This is a genomic window from Bacillus sp. FSL R9-9492, assembly GCF_038007365.1.
Lineage (GTDB): Bacteria > Bacillota > Bacilli > Bacillales > Bacillaceae_G > Bacillus_A > Bacillus_A mycoides.
Window position 1 is genome coordinate 540001 of record NZ_JBBOXC010000001.1, and the last position, 17578, is coordinate 557578.

11 protein-coding genes, 17 tRNA genes and 2 rRNA genes (1 of these 30 cut by a window edge) are annotated in these 17578 nt (G+C 36.2%); 29 read left to right on the plus strand and 1 reads right to left on the minus strand.

The features are described from left to right. The 18 genes from MKY70_RS02750 to MKY70_RS02835 all read left to right on the plus strand — a co-directional run. Nucleotides 1–1154, plus strand: a 23S ribosomal RNA gene (locus MKY70_RS02750); it begins 1768 nt to the left of the window's first position. 100 nt (nt 1155–1254) lie between these two features. Next, nucleotides 1255–1370, plus strand: a 5S ribosomal RNA gene (gene rrf / locus MKY70_RS02755). Between the two features lie 8 nt (nt 1371–1378). Continuing rightward, nucleotides 1379–1453: transfer RNA gene (locus MKY70_RS02760), tRNA-Asn, on the plus strand. Nucleotides 1454–1455: 2 nt separating this feature from the next. Beyond that, nucleotides 1456–1547 (plus strand) — tRNA-Ser (locus MKY70_RS02765). A gap of 19 nt (nt 1548–1566) precedes the next feature. Then, nucleotides 1567–1641, plus strand: a tRNA-Glu gene (locus MKY70_RS02770). A 5-nt stretch (nt 1642–1646) separates the two neighbouring features. Continuing rightward, a tRNA-Val gene (locus MKY70_RS02775) sits at nt 1647–1722 on the plus strand. A 24-nt stretch (nt 1723–1746) separates the two neighbouring features. Continuing rightward, a tRNA-Met gene (locus MKY70_RS02780) sits at nt 1747–1823 on the plus strand. A gap of 57 nt (nt 1824–1880) precedes the next feature. Beyond that, nucleotides 1881–1957: transfer RNA gene (locus MKY70_RS02785), tRNA-Met, on the plus strand. A gap of 3 nt (nt 1958–1960) precedes the next feature. Beyond that, nucleotides 1961–2036, plus strand: a tRNA-Asp gene (locus MKY70_RS02790). A 9-nt stretch (nt 2037–2045) separates the two neighbouring features. After that, nucleotides 2046–2121: transfer RNA gene (locus MKY70_RS02795), tRNA-Phe, on the plus strand. Between the two features lie 14 nt (nt 2122–2135). Beyond that, nucleotides 2136–2211: transfer RNA gene (locus tag MKY70_RS02800), tRNA-Thr, on the plus strand. A gap of 10 nt (nt 2212–2221) precedes the next feature. Continuing rightward, nucleotides 2222–2305 (plus strand) — tRNA-Tyr (locus tag MKY70_RS02805). Nucleotides 2306–2313: 8 nt separating this feature from the next. Further along, nucleotides 2314–2387, plus strand: a tRNA-Trp gene (locus tag MKY70_RS02810). Between the two features lie 19 nt (nt 2388–2406). Beyond that, nucleotides 2407–2482 (plus strand) — tRNA-His (locus MKY70_RS02815). Between the two features lie 65 nt (nt 2483–2547). Further along, nucleotides 2548–2622: transfer RNA gene (locus MKY70_RS02820), tRNA-Gln, on the plus strand. A 5-nt stretch (nt 2623–2627) separates the two neighbouring features. Continuing rightward, a tRNA-Gly gene (locus MKY70_RS02825) sits at nt 2628–2702 on the plus strand. 14 nt (nt 2703–2716) lie between these two features. Beyond that, nucleotides 2717–2787: transfer RNA gene (locus MKY70_RS02830), tRNA-Cys, on the plus strand. Between the two features lie 9 nt (nt 2788–2796). Next, nucleotides 2797–2878, plus strand: a tRNA-Leu gene (locus tag MKY70_RS02835). 209 nt (nt 2879–3087) lie between these two features. Here the strand turns inward: MKY70_RS02835 and MKY70_RS02840 are convergent. Continuing rightward, complete coding sequence (locus MKY70_RS02840; protein WP_044444398.1) at nt 3088–3408, minus strand: DUF3884 family protein; 321 nt, start codon at nt 3406–3408, stop codon at nt 3088–3090. Between the two features lie 660 nt (nt 3409–4068). On the opposite strand from MKY70_RS02840, the gene MKY70_RS02845 reads away from it, so the two are divergent. The 11 genes from MKY70_RS02845 to yhbH all read left to right on the plus strand — a co-directional run bounded on the left by MKY70_RS02845 (nt 4069) and on the right by yhbH (nt 16662). Further along, complete coding sequence (locus MKY70_RS02845; protein ID WP_002113875.1) at nt 4069–4788, plus strand: YebC/PmpR family DNA-binding transcriptional regulator; 720 nt, start codon at nt 4069–4071, stop codon at nt 4786–4788. Nucleotides 4789–4938: 150 nt separating this feature from the next. Next, nucleotides 4939–5400 carry an NUDIX hydrolase gene (locus tag MKY70_RS02850; RefSeq protein ID WP_002010362.1) on the plus strand — a complete coding sequence of 154 codons (462 nt, stop codon included), beginning with the start codon at nt 4939–4941 and terminating at the stop codon, nt 5398–5400. A 529-nt stretch (nt 5401–5929) separates the two neighbouring features. Continuing rightward, entirely contained in the window at nt 5930–6706 is a 777-nt protein-coding gene (locus tag MKY70_RS02855) for a transglycosylase domain-containing protein (RefSeq protein ID WP_002091102.1), read from the plus strand. Nucleotides 6707–6892: 186 nt separating this feature from the next. Further along, on the plus strand, nt 6893–7546 hold the full coding sequence (locus MKY70_RS02860; protein WP_002091101.1) for a DsbA family protein: 654 nt from the start codon (nt 6893–6895) through the stop codon (nt 7544–7546). Nucleotides 7547–7661: 115 nt separating this feature from the next. After that, nucleotides 7662–7735, plus strand: a tRNA-Gly gene (locus tag MKY70_RS02865). Nucleotides 7736–7935: 200 nt separating this feature from the next. Continuing rightward, complete coding sequence (queG, locus tag MKY70_RS02870) at nt 7936–9078, plus strand: tRNA epoxyqueuosine(34) reductase QueG (RefSeq protein ID WP_002115986.1); 1143 nt, start codon at nt 7936–7938, stop codon at nt 9076–9078. A gap of 44 nt (nt 9079–9122) precedes the next feature. Then, the gene (locus tag MKY70_RS02875; RefSeq protein WP_002091098.1) at nt 9123–10010 is read left to right on the plus strand and encodes an amidase domain-containing protein; all 888 of its coding nucleotides are present in this window, start codon (nt 9123–9125) and stop codon (nt 10008–10010) included. 58 nt (nt 10011–10068) lie between these two features. Further along, nucleotides 10069–10557, plus strand: a complete 489-nt coding sequence (gene trmL / locus MKY70_RS02880; protein WP_000538149.1) for a tRNA (uridine(34)/cytosine(34)/5-carboxymethylaminomethyluridine(34)-2'-O)-methyltransferase TrmL — start codon at nt 10069–10071, stop codon at nt 10555–10557. Between the two features lie 124 nt (nt 10558–10681). Next, complete coding sequence (locus MKY70_RS02885; RefSeq protein ID WP_341023027.1) at nt 10682–12751, plus strand: sensor domain-containing protein; 2070 nt, start codon at nt 10682–10684, stop codon at nt 12749–12751. A gap of 403 nt (nt 12752–13154) precedes the next feature. Continuing rightward, a complete protein-coding gene (locus MKY70_RS02890; protein WP_341074449.1) occupies nt 13155–15050 on the plus strand; it encodes a PrkA family serine protein kinase in 1896 nt (631 codons plus the stop codon). A gap of 448 nt (nt 15051–15498) precedes the next feature. After that, nucleotides 15499–16662: a sporulation protein YhbH gene (yhbH, locus tag MKY70_RS02895; protein WP_341023029.1), complete on the plus strand. Its 1164-nt coding sequence runs from the start codon at nt 15499–15501 to the stop codon at nt 16660–16662. Nucleotides 16663–17578: the final 916 nt, after the last annotated feature.

The window sequence follows — 17578 nt, forward strand, 5'->3', positions numbered from 1 at the left end:
GAAAGCCGCAGTGAATAGGCCCAAGCGACTGTTTAGCAAAAACACAGGTCTCTGCGAAGCCGTAAGGCGAAGTATAGGGGCTGACACCTGCCCGGTGCTGGAAGGTTAAGGAGAGGGGTTAGCGTAAGCGAAGCTCTGAACTGAAGCCCCAGTAAACGGCGGCCGTAACTATAACGGTCCTAAGGTAGCGAAATTCCTTGTCGGGTAAGTTCCGACCCGCACGAAAGGTGTAACGATTTGGGCACTGTCTCAACCAGAGACTCGGTGAAATTATAGTACCTGTGAAGATGCAGGTTACCCGCGACAGGACGGAAAGACCCCGTGGAGCTTTACTGTAGCCTGATATTGAATTTTGGTACAGTTTGTACAGGATAGGCGGGAGCCATTGAAACCGGAGCGCTAGCTTCGGTGGAGGCGCTGGTGGGATACCGCCCTGACTGTATTGAAATTCTAACCTACGGGTCTTATCGACCCGGGAGACAGTGTCAGGTGGGCAGTTTGACTGGGGCGGTCGCCTCCTAAAGTGTAACGGAGGCGCCCAAAGGTTCCCTCAGAATGGTTGGAAATCATTCGTAGAGTGCAAAGGCATAAGGGAGCTTGACTGCGAGACCTACAAGTCGAGCAGGGACGAAAGTCGGGCTTAGTGATCCGGTGGTTCCGCATGGAAGGGCCATCGCTCAACGGATAAAAGCTACCCCGGGGATAACAGGCTTATCTCCCCCAAGAGTCCACATCGACGGGGAGGTTTGGCACCTCGATGTCGGCTCATCGCATCCTGGGGCTGTAGTCGGTCCCAAGGGTTGGGCTGTTCGCCCATTAAAGCGGTACGCGAGCTGGGTTCAGAACGTCGTGAGACAGTTCGGTCCCTATCCGTCGTGGGCGCAGGAAATTTGAGAGGAGCTGTCCTTAGTACGAGAGGACCGGGATGGACGCACCGCTGGTGTACCAGTTGTTCTGCCAAGGGCATAGCTGGGTAGCTATGTGCGGAAGGGATAAGTGCTGAAAGCATCTAAGCATGAAGCCCCCCTCAAGATGAGATTTCCCATAGCGTAAGCTAGTAAGATCCCTGAAAGATGATCAGGTTGATAGGTTCGAGGTGGAAGCATGGTGACATGTGGAGCTGACGAATACTAATAGATCGAGGACTTAACCATATAATATGAAGCAACGTTATCTAGTTTTGAGAGAATATAAAAAACTTATTGACTTTCAGGGTGAATAAGTTATAATAATGATTGTCTCAAAAGAATAATGTCTGGTAATGATGGCAGAGAGGTCACACCCGTTCCCATACCGAACACGGAAGTTAAGCTCTCTAGCGCCGATGGTAGTTGGGACCTTGTCCCTGTGAGAGTAGGACGTTGCCAGGCAATATTATTCCGCAGTAGCTCAGCGGTAGAGCTATCGGCTGTTAACCGATCGGTCGTAGGTTCGATTCCTACCTGCGGAGCCATTGGAGAGCTGTCCGAGTTGGCCGAAGGAGCACGATTGGAAATCGTGTATACGTCACAAGCGTATCAAGGGTTCGAATCCCTTGCTCTCCGCCATAAGGAATTTATAATATTTGGCCCGTTGGTCAAGTGGTTAAGACACCGCCCTTTCACGGCGGTAACACGGGTTCGAATCCCGTACGGGTCACCACTTTTGGAGGATTAGCTCAGCTGGGAGAGCACCTGCCTTACAAGCAGGGGGTCGGCGGTTCGATCCCGTCATCCTCCACCATATAAATTATATGAATAATATTGTCGCGGGGTGGAGCAGTACGGTAGCTCGTCGGGCTCATAACCCGAAGGTCGCAGGTTCAAATCCTGTCCCCGCAACCAAACATTCTCGTAATGTGGTTGCTAACACTTATCATATAATTATATAAATAATATTATCGCGGGGTGGAGCAGTACGGTAGCTCGTCGGGCTCATAACCCGAAGGTCGCAGGTTCAAATCCTGTCCCCGCAACCAAATGGTCCCGTGGTGTAGTGGTTAACATGCCTGCCTGTCACGCAGGAGATCGCCGGTTCGACCCCGGTCGGGACCGCCATTTTAATAAGGCTCGGTAGCTCAGTCGGTAGAGCAGAGGACTGAAAATCCTCGTGTCGGCGGTTCGATTCCGTCCCGAGCCACCATTTTAATAAAATATGCCGGCTTAGCTCAATTGGTAGAGCAACTGACTTGTAATCAGTAGGTTGGGGGTTCAAGTCCTCTAGCCGGCACCATGTAAGTTTCGGAGGGGTAGCGAAGTGGCTAAACGCGGTGGACTGTAAATCCGCTCCTTCGGGTTCGGCAGTTCGAATCTGCCCCCCTCCACCATTTTACATAGGGGCATAGTTTAAAGGTAGAACTGAGGTCTCCAAAACCTCCAGTGTGGGTTCAATTCCTACTGCCCCTGCCAAATATATAAACACAACATGGCGGTTGTGGCGAAGTGGTTAACGCACCGGATTGTGGCTCCGGCATTCGTGGGTTCAATTCCCATCAGTCGCCCCATTTTTATTTTTTAAAAATTACAAATAAATTAATGGATACTTACATATAATTAAGTAAAACTTCGGTGGGCTATAGCCAAGCGGTAAGGCAACGGACTTTGACTCCGTCATGCGCTGGTTCGAATCCAGCTAGCCCAGCCATTTTTGCGGAAGTAGTTCAGTGGTAGAATACAACCTTGCCAAGGTTGGGGTCGCGGGTTCGAATCCCGTCTTCCGCTCCATTTTAACTTCATATGGCGGCATAGCCAAGTGGTAAGGCAGAGGTCTGCAAAACCTTTACCACCGGTTCAAATCCGGTTGCCGCCTTTCTTTTATGCCGATGTGGCGGAATTGGCAGACGCGCACGACTCAAAATCGTGTTCCTTCGGGAGTGTCGGTTCGACCCCGACCATCGGTATCACGAACGGCGTAACATCAAGGCTCTACACTAATTGTGTAGAGTTTTTTTGTATTTTCTTCACACTACAAAATAAGCAATAATAGTGCGTTGGGGTAGTGTGCGGTGAGTAAGTGACGAACTTTAGATACAGTTGGAAGAAACTATGAAGTATTAAAAGGATAAAATTTCAGTAGAATATTACATATACAAGAATTTTTTCGAGCACTCTAGAGAGAATCTCTCCACCCTGGTGACATGAAGTTAAATCCGATACCACCAGTTGAAATTACCACATTATCAGCTGGTAATTTCGTAATTTCGAAAAACTTCTTTTCAAACTCTTCTCTGTTGTACTTGTACATAGTTGAGTGACACGACCATATTTGCGTTGAAGTACTCAACCAGTCCCCTAATTCCTTTAATTTAGGGAACGACTCAAATTGAATTGGACCATCCAATTTCATGAATCTCACTTGATAGATAGTTGGGTTTAACTTCTCTCCTATTCCTTTAAAACCATGTGATTTTTTCTCATTTGAATGTGTCATAATTCTCTCCCATCTTTTCTTCAAATTTTTCCCTATTTTAATTATACAGCAATAGAAAGTAATTAAGGAAATATTATGGGATTAGTAGAGGAATGAAAAGGAATAACTTTAGTTTGATAATGAATAGTTCATAACATACTACATAACAAATCTTTAAAAGGACATGGCAGCTTTGCCCTGTTTCTTATTGTTTAGCGAGAAATAATAAAATAAATTATCACAGTAATAAATGAAATATGATAAATTTAATCAAGGGAGAGAAATGAAAGTAAAAGGTGTCAGTTATTTAATATGATTCCATTTTGGCTCCGTTTCATTTTAATTTATCATGTTTAAAGAAGCTCAAAATTTTTAAAATGCTTTAAAATAAAGGATTTTAAGGGTAGCACTCTATATAAATGTCACCTAAAAAGACCCTAACAGAAATGTTAGGTTTTTTTTTGTTAAATTATGCTATGTGATTTTAAAATTCGTAATAAACTTAGGAATTCATGTATAATATAACTTGTCGAAAGAACAAAATGATAGTGATTTATATTATGTCTGTAATATGAATCAAAAATGAACTTTTTATATTTCTTTTAAAAATGTGTTGAATACACATTATATTTCATATTAATATTTTTATGTAGATTTAAAATGGGAAAGAGAGTGGAAAGTATGGGCCGTAAATGGAACAATATTAAAGAAAAAAAAGCATCAAAAGATGCAAATACAAGCCGTATATACGCGAAATTTGGACGTGAAATTTATGTGGCAGCAAAACAAGGCGAGCCAGATCCAGAATCAAACCAAACGTTAAGAGTTGTATTAGAACGTGCGAAAACATACAACGTGCCAAGAACAATTATTGACCGTGCGATTGAAAAGGCAAAAGGCGGTTCAGAAGAAAACTATGACGAGCTTCGTTATGAAGGCTTTGGACCAAACGGATCTATGGTAATTGTAGATACACTGACAAATAACGTAAACCGTACTGCAGCAGATGTACGAGCTGCATTTAGCAAAAACAGTGGTAACATGGGGGTAAACGGTTCTGTCGCTTACATGTTTGATGCGACAGCTGTTATCGGTCTTGAAGGTAAAACATCAGATGAAGTTCTTGAAATCTTAATGGAAGCAGATGTAGATGCACGTGACATTCTAGAAGAAGAAGATTCTGTTATCGTTTATGCTGAACCTGATCAGTTCCATTCAGTACAATCTGCACTTAAAGGTGCTGGTGTTGAAGAATTTACAGTTGCAGAATTAACAATGCTTGCACAAAGTGATGTAGAACTTCCTGAAGATGCTCAAGTACAATTTGAAAAAATGGTTGATGCATTAGAAGATTTAGAAGATGTACAGCAAGTTTACCACAACGTAGACTTAGGGGAATAATATAAGACAGAAGACCCTTTCCTTTAACGGATAGGGTCTTTTTTTATGGAGTTAATTAAGGTGGTAAAGTATTAAAGGTATTTTGTAGCTGCTAGGGAATATGGTTATAGGTTTGTATTTTAAATAATCATATTTCTAGGAGGTATTTCTGTGGAGCATAAAACACCAAAGCATATTGTTGCCGTAGCAGGTTATTTAACAAATGAAAAGAATGAGGTGCTTTTAACGAAAGTGCACTGGCGAGCAGATACGTGGGAAATGCCTGGAGGACAGGTAGAAGAAGGGGAAGCGCTCGATCAAGCTGTTTGCAGAGAAATAATGGAGGAAACAGGATTAACTGTGAAGCCTATCGGAGTTACAGGGATTTATTATAATGCTTCTATGCATATTGTAGCTGTTGTTTTTAAAGTAGCATATGTTAGTGGTGAAATAAAAATTCAATCTGAAGAAATACAAGAGGCTAAATTTGTTGCTTTAAACGAAGAGAACATTGATGAGTATATAACGCGTCCTCATATGAAATCAAGGACACTTGATGCGATGAAAGCAATGCATTTTATTCCATACGAAACATGGGAAGTTCAGCCATATAATCTTATAGGAAGGTTGTAAAGAAAAGGTTAGTTATTTGAGGACAGCTCAAATTGCTAACCTTTTCTTTATGTATACTGTTTCAGAAAAAGGTCACAATAATAAAGTGTAGGCTAATAATTGGTGGAGGAAGCAGGACTACCACCTAATTTCCTAGCTTTAGCCAAGTTTTGAGGGAGAATTCTTACTGCACACAAATAGCGAGATAATCCGAAAGCTAGTATTGATTTATAGAACGTTCGTTCTGTATAATGGTGATATATCGTATATAATTAGATTGCTAGATGTTTAAAAGTATAAATGTATAAACTGATATAATAAAAGAATAAAGTGAAATTAAGGAGAGTCCTACTTCCTATAAATAGTGTGATAAATAAATGTATATTCAACATTTCATATGAATAGTAGATAAAAAGGGACTGTGATACAATACATTTTTACACCTTACAATGTTGTAAGGTAGGTGTAAGAGAAATCGATGGGATATTCTTTTATAACAAGGTATTCTTAAATTAAGAGTTATATGCTGTGTGGAAAAGAGGTGTTCGAGATGAAAGAACGAGTATTATCTAGAGTGAATTATCATCAAAAAGTTGCATTAAATCCATTAACTAAATTTCTTTATAAAGCCATTATATTATTATTATTGTTAAGTTTTGCATTATTATTCGTTGGAAATGTAATGATTGAGCGAAGTGATATTAGTAAATTACATGTACCCGCTAAGTTAGAGGTGCCAGAATCATTAACACACGCATTTATTGCGACGGAAGATAAAAGGTTTTATCATCATAACGGTTTAGACTATATAGCGATTATCAGGGCGTCTATTGAAAATATAAAAGCTGGTGGTGTTGTGCAAGGAGGAAGCACGATTACACAGCAGTTATCTAAAAATGCTTTCTTATCTAATGAACGTACATTTTCCCGTAAGTGGAAAGAAATTTTTTATACGAAAAAGATTGAACGTACATTCACAAAGGATGAGATATTAAAATTGTATGTAAGTAATATTTACTACGGAGAAGGCGCATGGGGGATTGAAAAAGCAGCAAACCTTTACTTCGGTAAAAAAGTGGATCAATTAACACTGGCTGAAAGTGCAATGATGGCTGCTATAGTAAAAGCACCGGCTTATTACTCACCTGCACAAAATTATGATAAAGCAGTTGAGAGACGGAATGTAGTTTTAAGGCTAATGGAGAAAGAAGGGTATATAAATCATGATGAATATGTGCAAGCAGTTAGTGAGAAATTAGTAATTCGCCATGATATAAAAACAGAGCAATCCATGTTAAAAAATGCCCGTGAAAAAGCAGTAAGTTAAAAGAAGTTCCTACATAGGAGCTTCTTTTTTTAATAATTTGTGACAAAAGGCGACACAATATTGTCACAAACGTTGTATTTTTGTAATTTATGTGAGCGTGTTCATTGCGTGACCTATGTAAGTATTGATATTATGTGTATTGTGTACAATGATGTATACAGAATATGAAATTAAAGAGGAATGTATATGAAATCATCAAACAAACTCATGGCTCTTGGTATAGTTTTTTCTATCGCAGTATTGATTGTAATCGGGACGATTGTGTATAGCATCATAAATGACAAGAAAGATAAAGGGAATGAGATGTTTGCTTATTCTACGCAACAATCTTTAGGGAAAGATGATGCTCCAGTTAAGGTAGTTGAATTTGGAGACTTTAAATGTCCAGCTTGTCGTACTTGGGATGTAACAGTATTACCACGATTAAAAGAAGAGTATATTGATAAAGGTAAAGTGCAGTTATATTTTATTAACTTCCCGTTTATCGGAAAAGACTCTGATTTAGGTGCAGCTGCCGGTGAAGCAATTTATAAACAAGATCAAGATTCATTCTGGATTTTCTATGATGAGATTTATCAAAATCAAAAGAAAGATACGGAAGAATGGATTACAGAAGAATTACTTCTTAATATTGTGAAAGAAAAGCTTCCGAAAATTAATGTAGAACAGTTTAAAAAAGATTTACACAGTAAAGAAATGAAAGACAAAGTACGTAAAGATTCAGATCGTGCTCAAAAATTAAAAGTTCAAGGTGCTCCTTCAGTATATATAAATGGGAATCTTGCAAACCCTGATTTCGATAGTATGAAGAAGGCGATTGATAAAGAATTGAAAAAGTGATGAGGTATCTCATCACTTTTTCGACTTTTTTCGATAAATTTCTTGCTTCGATTTTTTTTACATGCTATACTACTTTACATAAGTTATTTCAATATCTTATATTTTTTTCATATTTGCGGGTGTAGTTTAGTGGTAAAACAAGAGCCTTCCAAGCTCTGGTCGAGAGTTCGATTCTCTTCACCCGCTCCAAATTTTATTTAATGTTTTTCTAATAAATTGTGATCAACGCAGTGTTTCGTTTCTAAGATAAACGAAGCATTGCGTTTTTTAATGTTTGAAAATCATAATTGTATGCGAAAATAGAAGTGAAGAATATTATTCCAAAAGTGAATTGATAACCAATATAGTCGTTACATAAGGAATGGATTCATCGGTGGAGGCGATTGAAAATGGACTTTGAACAATTAAAGCAAGATGTAATTGCGTATAGTAAAACGATTGGTATAGATAAAATAGGTTTTGCCAGTGCTTCACCATTTGAGGAATTAAAGCAGCGTCTAATCCAGCAACAACAATTGAATTATCAGTCTGGATTCGAAGAGCCTGATATAGAGAAGAGAACGAATCCACAGCTATTGTTACCTGGTGCGAAATCAATTATTGCGATTGCTTTAGCATACCCTTCAAAATTAAAAAATGCACCATTAAGTAAACGAGGGGAACGACGTGGGATTTTTTGCCGTGCTTCTTGGGGCCAAGATTATCACCTTGTTCTACGAGATCGTTTGCAAAAGTTAGAGGCGTATTTAATCGAAAAGCTGCCGGATATAGAAGTGAAATCAATGGTTGATACAGGGGAGCTAAGTGATCGAGCTGTTTCAGAGCGTGCCGGTATTGGATGGAGTGGTAAGAACTGCGCTATTATTACGCCGGAATTTGGTTCGTATGTATACTTAGGAGAAATGATTACGAATGTTCCATTCCCTCCGGATCGGCCAATAGAAGATCAATGTGGAAGTTGTACGAAATGTATTGATATTTGTCCTACAGGTGCTTTAGTACAAGGCGGGCAGTTGGACTCGAAGAAATGTATTGCATTTTTAACACAGACAAAAGGGTTTCTTCCTGAAGAATATCGCGATAAAATAGGAAACCGTATATATGGATGTGATACGTGTCAGACTGTTTGTCCGAAAAATAAAGGAATGGATTTTCATAACCATCCTGAAATGGAGCCTGATCCTGAGTTAGTTAAACCGTTATTAACACCACTTTTAACAATTAGTAATCGTGATTTTAAAGAGAAGTATGGAATTATGTCTGGTTCATGGAGAGGTAAAAAACCATTGCAACGAAATGCTATTTTAGCACTTGCACATTTTAAAGAAACAGCAGCAATTCCTGATTTAATCGGTGTTATGAAAGATGATCCAAGACCAGTACTTCGAGGAACAGCAGCATGGGCACTTGGGAAAATTGGTGGAGATGGAGTAGGAGAAGCGATTGAAAAAGCGATGGAACGTGAGAAAGATGAAGAGGTTCTTCATGAAATGAATCGTGGACTTGAATTGTTAGCACAGAAAAAAGAGTAGATAATATCTCCCTTTTTCATATTGTAATATGGGAGGGAAACGAAATGGTTGTAAAAGCGAATATTGAAAAGCAAGTGCAACAGTTTTTAGCATATATAACAGAGAAACGAACAGATGTAGACGGTATTGCAGTAGATTTGTTACAAATGGTACAGAGAAAGAAACAATTGTTTCAAAAGCGTAGTGCACATATAGTGAAAGCAACTGCAGATATTTCTTTCATTAGACAATTAAATAGTAATGAGCATCAAGAAATTGATTATCAAATACACTTGAAATATTTAATTAAGCATAAAGAATTATTTTATATCGAAGAGGAACAATTAAAACGACGAGTTTGTTTAAAAAATAGTTGTATAATAGATGATTATGCTCTTGAAGTGTCAGAAGAAATAGGAATAGGTGAAACGTTAGAACGGGAAGTCACGAAAGAAAAATACGGTTCATATCAATATAATCGTTTAGAGGCAGTGAAATATGCAGAGCGTTGGTGGGATGATCGTAATTCTGCATACCGTAATTTTCCGGATAATTGTACAAATTTCATTTCACAATGTCTGCACACTGGAGAAGTACCGATGAATGGACATCCTAACATTCGTAAAGGGTGGTGGCAAAGGGGAAACCAGTGGAGTTGGAGCTGGGCTGTAGCTCACTCTTTTTATTGGTATTTGTCAGGTGCTACAACAGGGCTTCGAGCAGAAGCAGTAGAAAGGCCAGAAGACCTTATTCTTGGCGATGTAATTGCGTATGATTTTGAGGATGATGGTAGGTGGAATCATACGACAATTGTAGTAGCAAAAGACGCAGATGGTATGCCGCTTGTAAATGCACATTCAGCGAATAGCCGCAGGCGTTATTGGAACTATGAAGATTCTAGTAAATATACACCACAAATGAAATATAAATTCTTTCATATTATTAATGGGTAGAGATTTTTCGTTCAAGTGGTATAATACGTAGTAGATAAAAAATAGAGGTGAATATCGCGTGGGAGTACATGTTGTTTTATATCAACCAGAAATTCCAGCAAATACAGGAAATATTGCACGTACTTGTGCAGCAACTGGAACAGAATTACATTTGATTAGACCGCTTGGATTTTCAACGGATGACAAAATGTTAAAGCGTGCAGGATTAGATTATTGGCAGCACGTAAAAGTTACGTATTATGATTCAATCGAAGAATTTTATGAAAAAAATAAAGATGGTGAATTCTTTTATTTAACAAAGTATGGCGAGAAAGCTCATACAGCATTTGATTATAGCAAACGTGAGAAGGATTACTATTTCGTATTTGGAAGAGAAACAAATGGATTACCAGCTAATGTAATTGAAGAAAACTTCGATCATTGTTTACGTATTCCAATGACGGATAAAGTACGTTCATTAAATTTATCTAATACAGCAGCAATTTTAATTTATGAAGCGTTCCGTCAACAAAATTATCCAGGATTAGATTTAGAAATCGTGTATTAAAAGTCGCCATTTGGCGGCTTTTTTATTTTTTTAAAAAATATGTAATCATACATTTTAAAAAAGGTACATATTCATATAGAATGAGATATATGAATAAAAATAGATAAGACGGGTTGAGATAAATATGAAGGAACAATATAATAATCAAAATACCTTTTTAAGTATGATAGATATGGATTTAGTAAGACAGGGATTGTTACATGCTATTCAAGATTTAGTGTTTATTGTGAAAGTTATTGATGATGAAACTTTTAAATATATTTATGTGAATAAAATAGGAATGAATCACGCCAGGCTAGGGAAAGAATGTTATGGGAAAACTTTTGCAGAAGTATTACCAGAAGATACGGCAAGGTTATTGCAAGGACACTATGCAAAAGTAATGAGAGAAGCGAGAGCAATTACATTTTGTGATGTAATTAGTTTGCCAACTGGTGATATACATTATGAATCTTCACTTAATCCAGTATGCGATGTAAATGGAACATGTCAGTTTATTATTTGTATTACTAGAGATATTACAGCACAGGTTAAGAAAAAAGTGGAAATAGAAGAAAAACAAATGTTATTTAAGTCATTACTAGAATATAATAATGATTCCATTATATCTGTAGATTCTATTGGAAGAATTACATATGCAAATCCAGCGACTTATGAAATTTTTGGGTATCGATATGAAGAGTTAAAGGACCAATTTATTTGTCAGTTTATAAATAAAGAATATGAAAAAACTTTTCAAATTATATTTAAAAATGCTTTACAGGGAAGAGCAAAACAAATTGTTGCAAAGAAATATATTCATAAAGAAGGATATGAACTTTATATTTCCGTGAGGACAATCCCCATTATTGTGAATAGTGAAATCGTCGGGGTGTACATTGTTACGAGGGATGTTACGAGGCAAGTATTAAATGAGATGAAAACAGAATATTTAGCTTACTTTGATCAGTTAACGGGGTTAATGAATAGAATATCATGTACAAATAAGCTAAATGAATTTTTAGCTGAGAATAAAGAATTCGCATTGGTTTTTATAGATTTGGATGAATTTCACCTTATTAATGATACATTTGGTCATAAAGAAGGGGATCAAGTCTTAAAAAAAGTTACTGAATGCTTACGAGACCTAAAAATAGAAGATATGCATTTATTTAGAGAACATGATGATCAATTTGTTATGTTAATAGAAAATATAACGAGAGAATACGTAGAGGAAGTTGCACAAACAATATTAAAAAAAATTAGTGGGCATTTTGTAATAGAAGAAGAGGATGTTTATTTGAGTGCATCAATTGGGATTGTAATGGCCCCAGAAGATGGAATGGATGAAAAAATGCTTTTCCAAAGAGTCGACGCAGCTTTGGAAAAAGCAAAGGAAAAAGGAAAAGGGTATTATCATTTTTATTGTAGTGGATTAGATTGTGAACGTGAACAAAGGTTTATAATAGAAAATCAGTTACATCGTGCTATAGAGAAAAATGAATTTTCCCTCTATTATCAACCTCAAATTAATATTGAAACGGGAAAGATAGCCAGTATGGAAGCCTTAATAAGGTGGGAGAATAAGGAGCTAGGTTTTGTCTCGCCCAATCAATTTATCCCACTTGCTGAAAGAACAGGGTTTATTATTAAACTTGATGAATGGGTAGTACATCAAGTTTGTGAACAGATACGTGAATGGTTAAATAAAGGATATGAGGTTGTACCAATCGCAGTTAATATTTCAGCTAGACATTTTCGTTCTATTACATTAATAGAGATGATTACACGTGCTTTAAATAAGTACAACGTTCCCCCTCATTTATTAGCAATAGAAGTTACAGAAGGGGCTCTTATACATAAAGATGTATCAAAAAGAGTGTTATTGCAGTTAAAAGAACAAAATTTAAAGATTCATTTAGATGACTTTGGAACGGGATATTCATCTTTAAGTTATTTAAAAACATATCCGATTGATACGTTAAAAATTGATCGTTCTTTTATGGAAGGTATATATAAAGATGAAAGAGATACGAATATTACGGCTGCAATTATTCATTTAGCACATACTCTAGGGTTAAATGTAATTGCAGAAGGAGTAGAAAAGGCGGAACAAATACAATTTTTAAAGGGGAAAAATGTAAAAATAGCACAAGGTTATTTTTATAATCGCCCTTTATCGATATACGATGTGGAAAATATTTATTTTAAATAGTGTATAAAAAACAAGAAAAAAAGTGATGTGCTGAAAAGCACATCACTTTTTTTGTGTACCTGGCTTATCGTTATAACCAGATGTGAAAATAGCTGTAAGAAATGTGAGCGATACACCTAAAATTAATAATAACTTCATACTAATTTCCTCCTTACTTTTTCGGTTTACGAATCCTATTTGTGAATCGAAATGTATGTAAGGTTCCTAGAAGAAAAGAATTTATTTACAATGAATAGCAGCGTGAAAACTTTAATACCTTTATTATACAGAATTTTCTTTGAATTTTGGAGAGAATTTTATAGCGCTATTGTATATTTCGTTTTGATTTAAAGAATGTTTAAGGACATCCTAGCATACCTTTTATAATAATCCGATTGAACAAGGAGATGGGGGAGGAGCTATAATGGATATTCTAAAGAAAATTGAACAATATCGGGAAGCAGAAGAACGTTTACAATGGGAAGGTACGTTTGCGGAGTATTTGGAGCTTGTGAAAGAAAGACCATGGGTGGCTCAAACAGCACACTCTCGCATTTACAATATGATAAAAGATGCTGGAATTGAAGAAGTTGATGGTAGAAGAAAATATAACTTCTTTAGTAATCAGCTATTTGGATTAGAGGATGCTTTAGAACGCCTTGTGGAAGAATATTTTCATCCATCTGCAAAACGATTAGATGTTAGGAAACGTATTTTGTTATTAATGGGGCCTGTTAGTGGGGGGAAATCAACATTAGTTACGATGTTGAAACGAGGATTAGAAACATATTCACGAACAGATCGTGGAGCGATTTTTGCAATAAAAGGATGCCCAATGCATGAAGATCCACTTCATTTAATTCCGCAACATTTACGGAATTATTTCTTTGATGAATATGGAGTAAGGATTGAAGGGAATTTATCACCATTAAATGTTATGCGTCTAGAGCAAGAATATGGGTCAAGAATTGAGGATGTAGTTGTAGAGCGTATTTTCTTCTCTGAAGATCGCCGTACAGGAATTGGTACATTTAGTCCTTCTGATCCAAAATCACAAGATATTGCCGATTTAACAGGTAGTCTAGACTTTTCTACAATTGCAGAATACGGTTCGGAATCAGATCCTCGTGCATATCGATTTGATGGAGAATTAAATAAGGCGAACCGCGGCATGATGGAATTCCAAGAGATGTTAAAATGTGATGAGAAATTTTTATGGCATTTACTATCGCTTACACAAGAAGGGAATTTTAAAGCAGGAAGATTTGCGCTTATTTCAGCAGATGAATTAATTGTAGCGCATACAAATGAAACAGAGTATCGTTCCTTCATAGCAAATAAGAAAAATGAAGCATTGCATTCACGAATTATTGTAATGCCGGTTCCATATAATTTACGGGTTAGTGAAGAAGAACATATTTATGAAAAAATGATTCGTGAAAGTGATGTGTCCAATGTTCATATTGCACCGCATACACTTCGCGTTGCAGCAATGTTCACTATTTTAACTCGTTTAAAAGATCCGAAGCGTCCAGATATTGATTTAATTAAAAAGATGCGTTTATATGATGGAGAAACGGTAGAAGGATATAATACGATTGATGTAGAGGAACTGCAACGCGAATATCAAGATGAAGGTATGAAGGGGATTGACCCTCGTTATGTCATTAACCGAATTTCTTCTACAATTATTCGAAAAGAGGTACCATCTATTAATGCACTAGATGTACTGAGATCGTTAAAAGACGGATTGGATCAGCACCCGTCAATTAGTAGTGAGGACCGAGAGCGCTATATGAATTTCATCTCATTAGCGAGAAAAGAATACGATGAAATTGCTAAGAAAGAAGTACAAAAAGCATTTGTTTATTCATACGAAGAATCAGCTAAGACACTTATGGATAATTACTTAGATAACGTCGAAGCATACTGCAATAAATCAAAATTACGTGATCCGTTAACTGGTGAAGAAATGAGCCCAGATGAAAAACTTATGCGTTCGATTGAAGAGCAAATTGGAATTTCAGAAAATGCTAAAAAGGCATTCCGTGAAGAAATTTTAATTCGCATTTCTGCTTATGCACGTAAAGGAAAACGCTTTGATTATAATTCACACGAACGTCTTCGTGAAGCGATTCAGAAAAAACTATTTGCCGATTTAAAAGATATAGTGAAAATTACAACATCAACGAAAACACCAGACGAAAATCAGCTTAAGAAAATCAATGATGTTGTTGCACGCTTAATTGATGAGCATGGCTATAATTCTTCATCTGCGAATGAATTGTTACGATATGTAGGTAGTTTGTTAAATCGATAGTTTGATAACAAAACGCTGTCTCTTATTCTTGGGGCGGCGTTTTGTTATCTATTGATATTTGTAAAAAATGTCATAGCTTGTCCGAATATAATAAATTAAGATGCGATTTTATGAATTTCTTGTCAATTATTTTTACAATATGCATATGATAGAGTAACCAACCATTCATACAAAAAAGCCAACACAATACAATATGTTGCAAAACGAAAATGTGTGCAACAATGCATTGTGTTTCTTTCTTATCAACGGCTGAATGTTTCTTTCTATTATGTGAGTGGCAAAATTTTGTTTAGGATGCTCGGAGTATTGTATGAAAAACGCTATATATGTTTATGGGATGATTTTCGATGAACAGTTATTTTTCAAATATTCTAGTTACGCACACTAGAAAACAAAATTATAGATTGCTGTTCATAGGGGAAGACAATTACAGTAAGGAGGGAAAGGAATGAGCGAAGAAAACCAACCAAATTACACGATTTCACAGGAAAACTGGTCCCTCCATCGCAAAGGATATGACGACCAACAACGCCATCAAGAAAAAGTGCAGGAGGCAATCAAAAATAATTTACCAGACCTTGTAACAGAAGAAAGTATAGTTATGTCTAATGGCAAGGATGTTGTGAAAATACCGATTCGTTCTTTAGATGAATATAAGATTAGATACAATTATGATAAAAACAAACACGTTGGGCAAGGAAACGGTGACAGTAAAGTTGGTGATGTTGTTGCAAGAGATGGATCAGGTGGTCAAAAGCAGAAGGGACCAGGAAAAGGGCAAGGGGCAGGAGATGCAGCTGGAGAAGATTATTATGAAGCAGAAGTCTCAATTTTAGAATTGGAGCAAGCGTTTTTCAAAGAGTTAGAGCTGCCTAATTTAAAGAGAAAAGAAATAGATGAAAACCGGATTGAACATATTGAATTTAATGATATTAGAAAAACAGGATTATGGGGAAATATTGATAAGAAACGGACGATGATATCTGCATATAAACGAAATGCAATGCGTGGTAAAGCATCTTTCCATCCAATTCACCAAGAAGATTTAAAGTTCCGTACTTGGAATGAAGTGTTAAAGCCAGATTCAAAAGCTGTTGTATTAGCGATGATGGATACGAGTGGATCGATGGGAATATGGGAGAAGTATATGGCACGTAGCTTCTTTTTCTGGATGACAAGATTTTTACGCACAAAGTATGAAACCGTAGACATTGAGTTTATTGCTCACCATACGGAAGCGAAGGTCGTCACAGAAGAAGAGTTTTTCTCAAAAGGGGAAAGTGGCGGAACGATCTGTTCTTCCGTATACAAAAAAGCACTTGAGTTAATCGATAATAAATATTCACCAGACCGTTATAATATTTATCCATTCCATTTTTCAGACGGTGATAATTTGACTTCGGATAATGCTAGATGCGTAAAGCTTGTGGAAGAGTTGATGAAGAAGTGTAATATGTTTGGGTATGGGGAAGTGAATCAGTACAACCGCTCATCATCTACCCTTTTTTCTGTTTATAAAGACATTGAAGATGAGAAGTTTAGGTATTATATATTAAAACGTAAGGTGGATATTTTTAGTTGTCTAAAAGAATTTTTGTCAAAGAAAAATTAAATTATTTTATGTAGCCTTATTTAGGTTGCATTTTTATTTGATTTAGAAGGTCTGCATTATAACTTTGTTATTGGTTTGTTTTGCAGTCAATAATTATTTATTTCTTACACCGTTATTAGGTATTTACTCGCTTGGTTTATTTTTAAGAAGATATAACTCTATTCTATTTGACTCAGGCGGTTTTGGTAAGAAGAGGGCTATTGCCTTTTAGTATAATGAATTTCAAAGGATTATTACGATTAAACATACAGAAAGAAAAAATAATTATGTGAAAAAATGATGTAAAAAGCACTTATGAATAATTTAATTAAATGTTTAGGATGATAATAGAAGATTAGAATACAAAGAGTTGTTTTCAAGTAAATATTTACTTTGATGAAACGATATAACGGAATATAATCAATTTCAACTTGAAGAAGGAGTTATCCCAAAATTGTTATTTAAAGACTTTTTGGGATAGCTCCTGTTATGTTTTGGTATATCACTCAACTCTAAATGTATCTTCTTTTTTCATGAATGCTTTCGCGAATATGTTAATTTTCTAATATTGATTTGAGGGGGATAACTGTGTATAAAGATAATTTATAGATAACGCAGTATATAATTGAACATGAAAAAAGAGGCTGACTATAGAATAGTCTGAAAAATGAAATAAATTATAATTAGTTTGAAGTTAATTATTTCAGGTTCAAAGCTTTTTTACGTAAGGCAGTAATAAACACTATCCAATTATACTGAGAGTAGTTAAATTAAATGTTTTAAGTTAAAAAATCAGAATTTCGATAATATTAAACATTATTCGACAAATATTTTTTTAAAACTATCCCAAATTTCGACATTTTTTCAAATTATATTAATATATAATAAATAAGGTTTTTAAAGTACAGTATTAGTAATAAAACGTTCCTCAATCTTC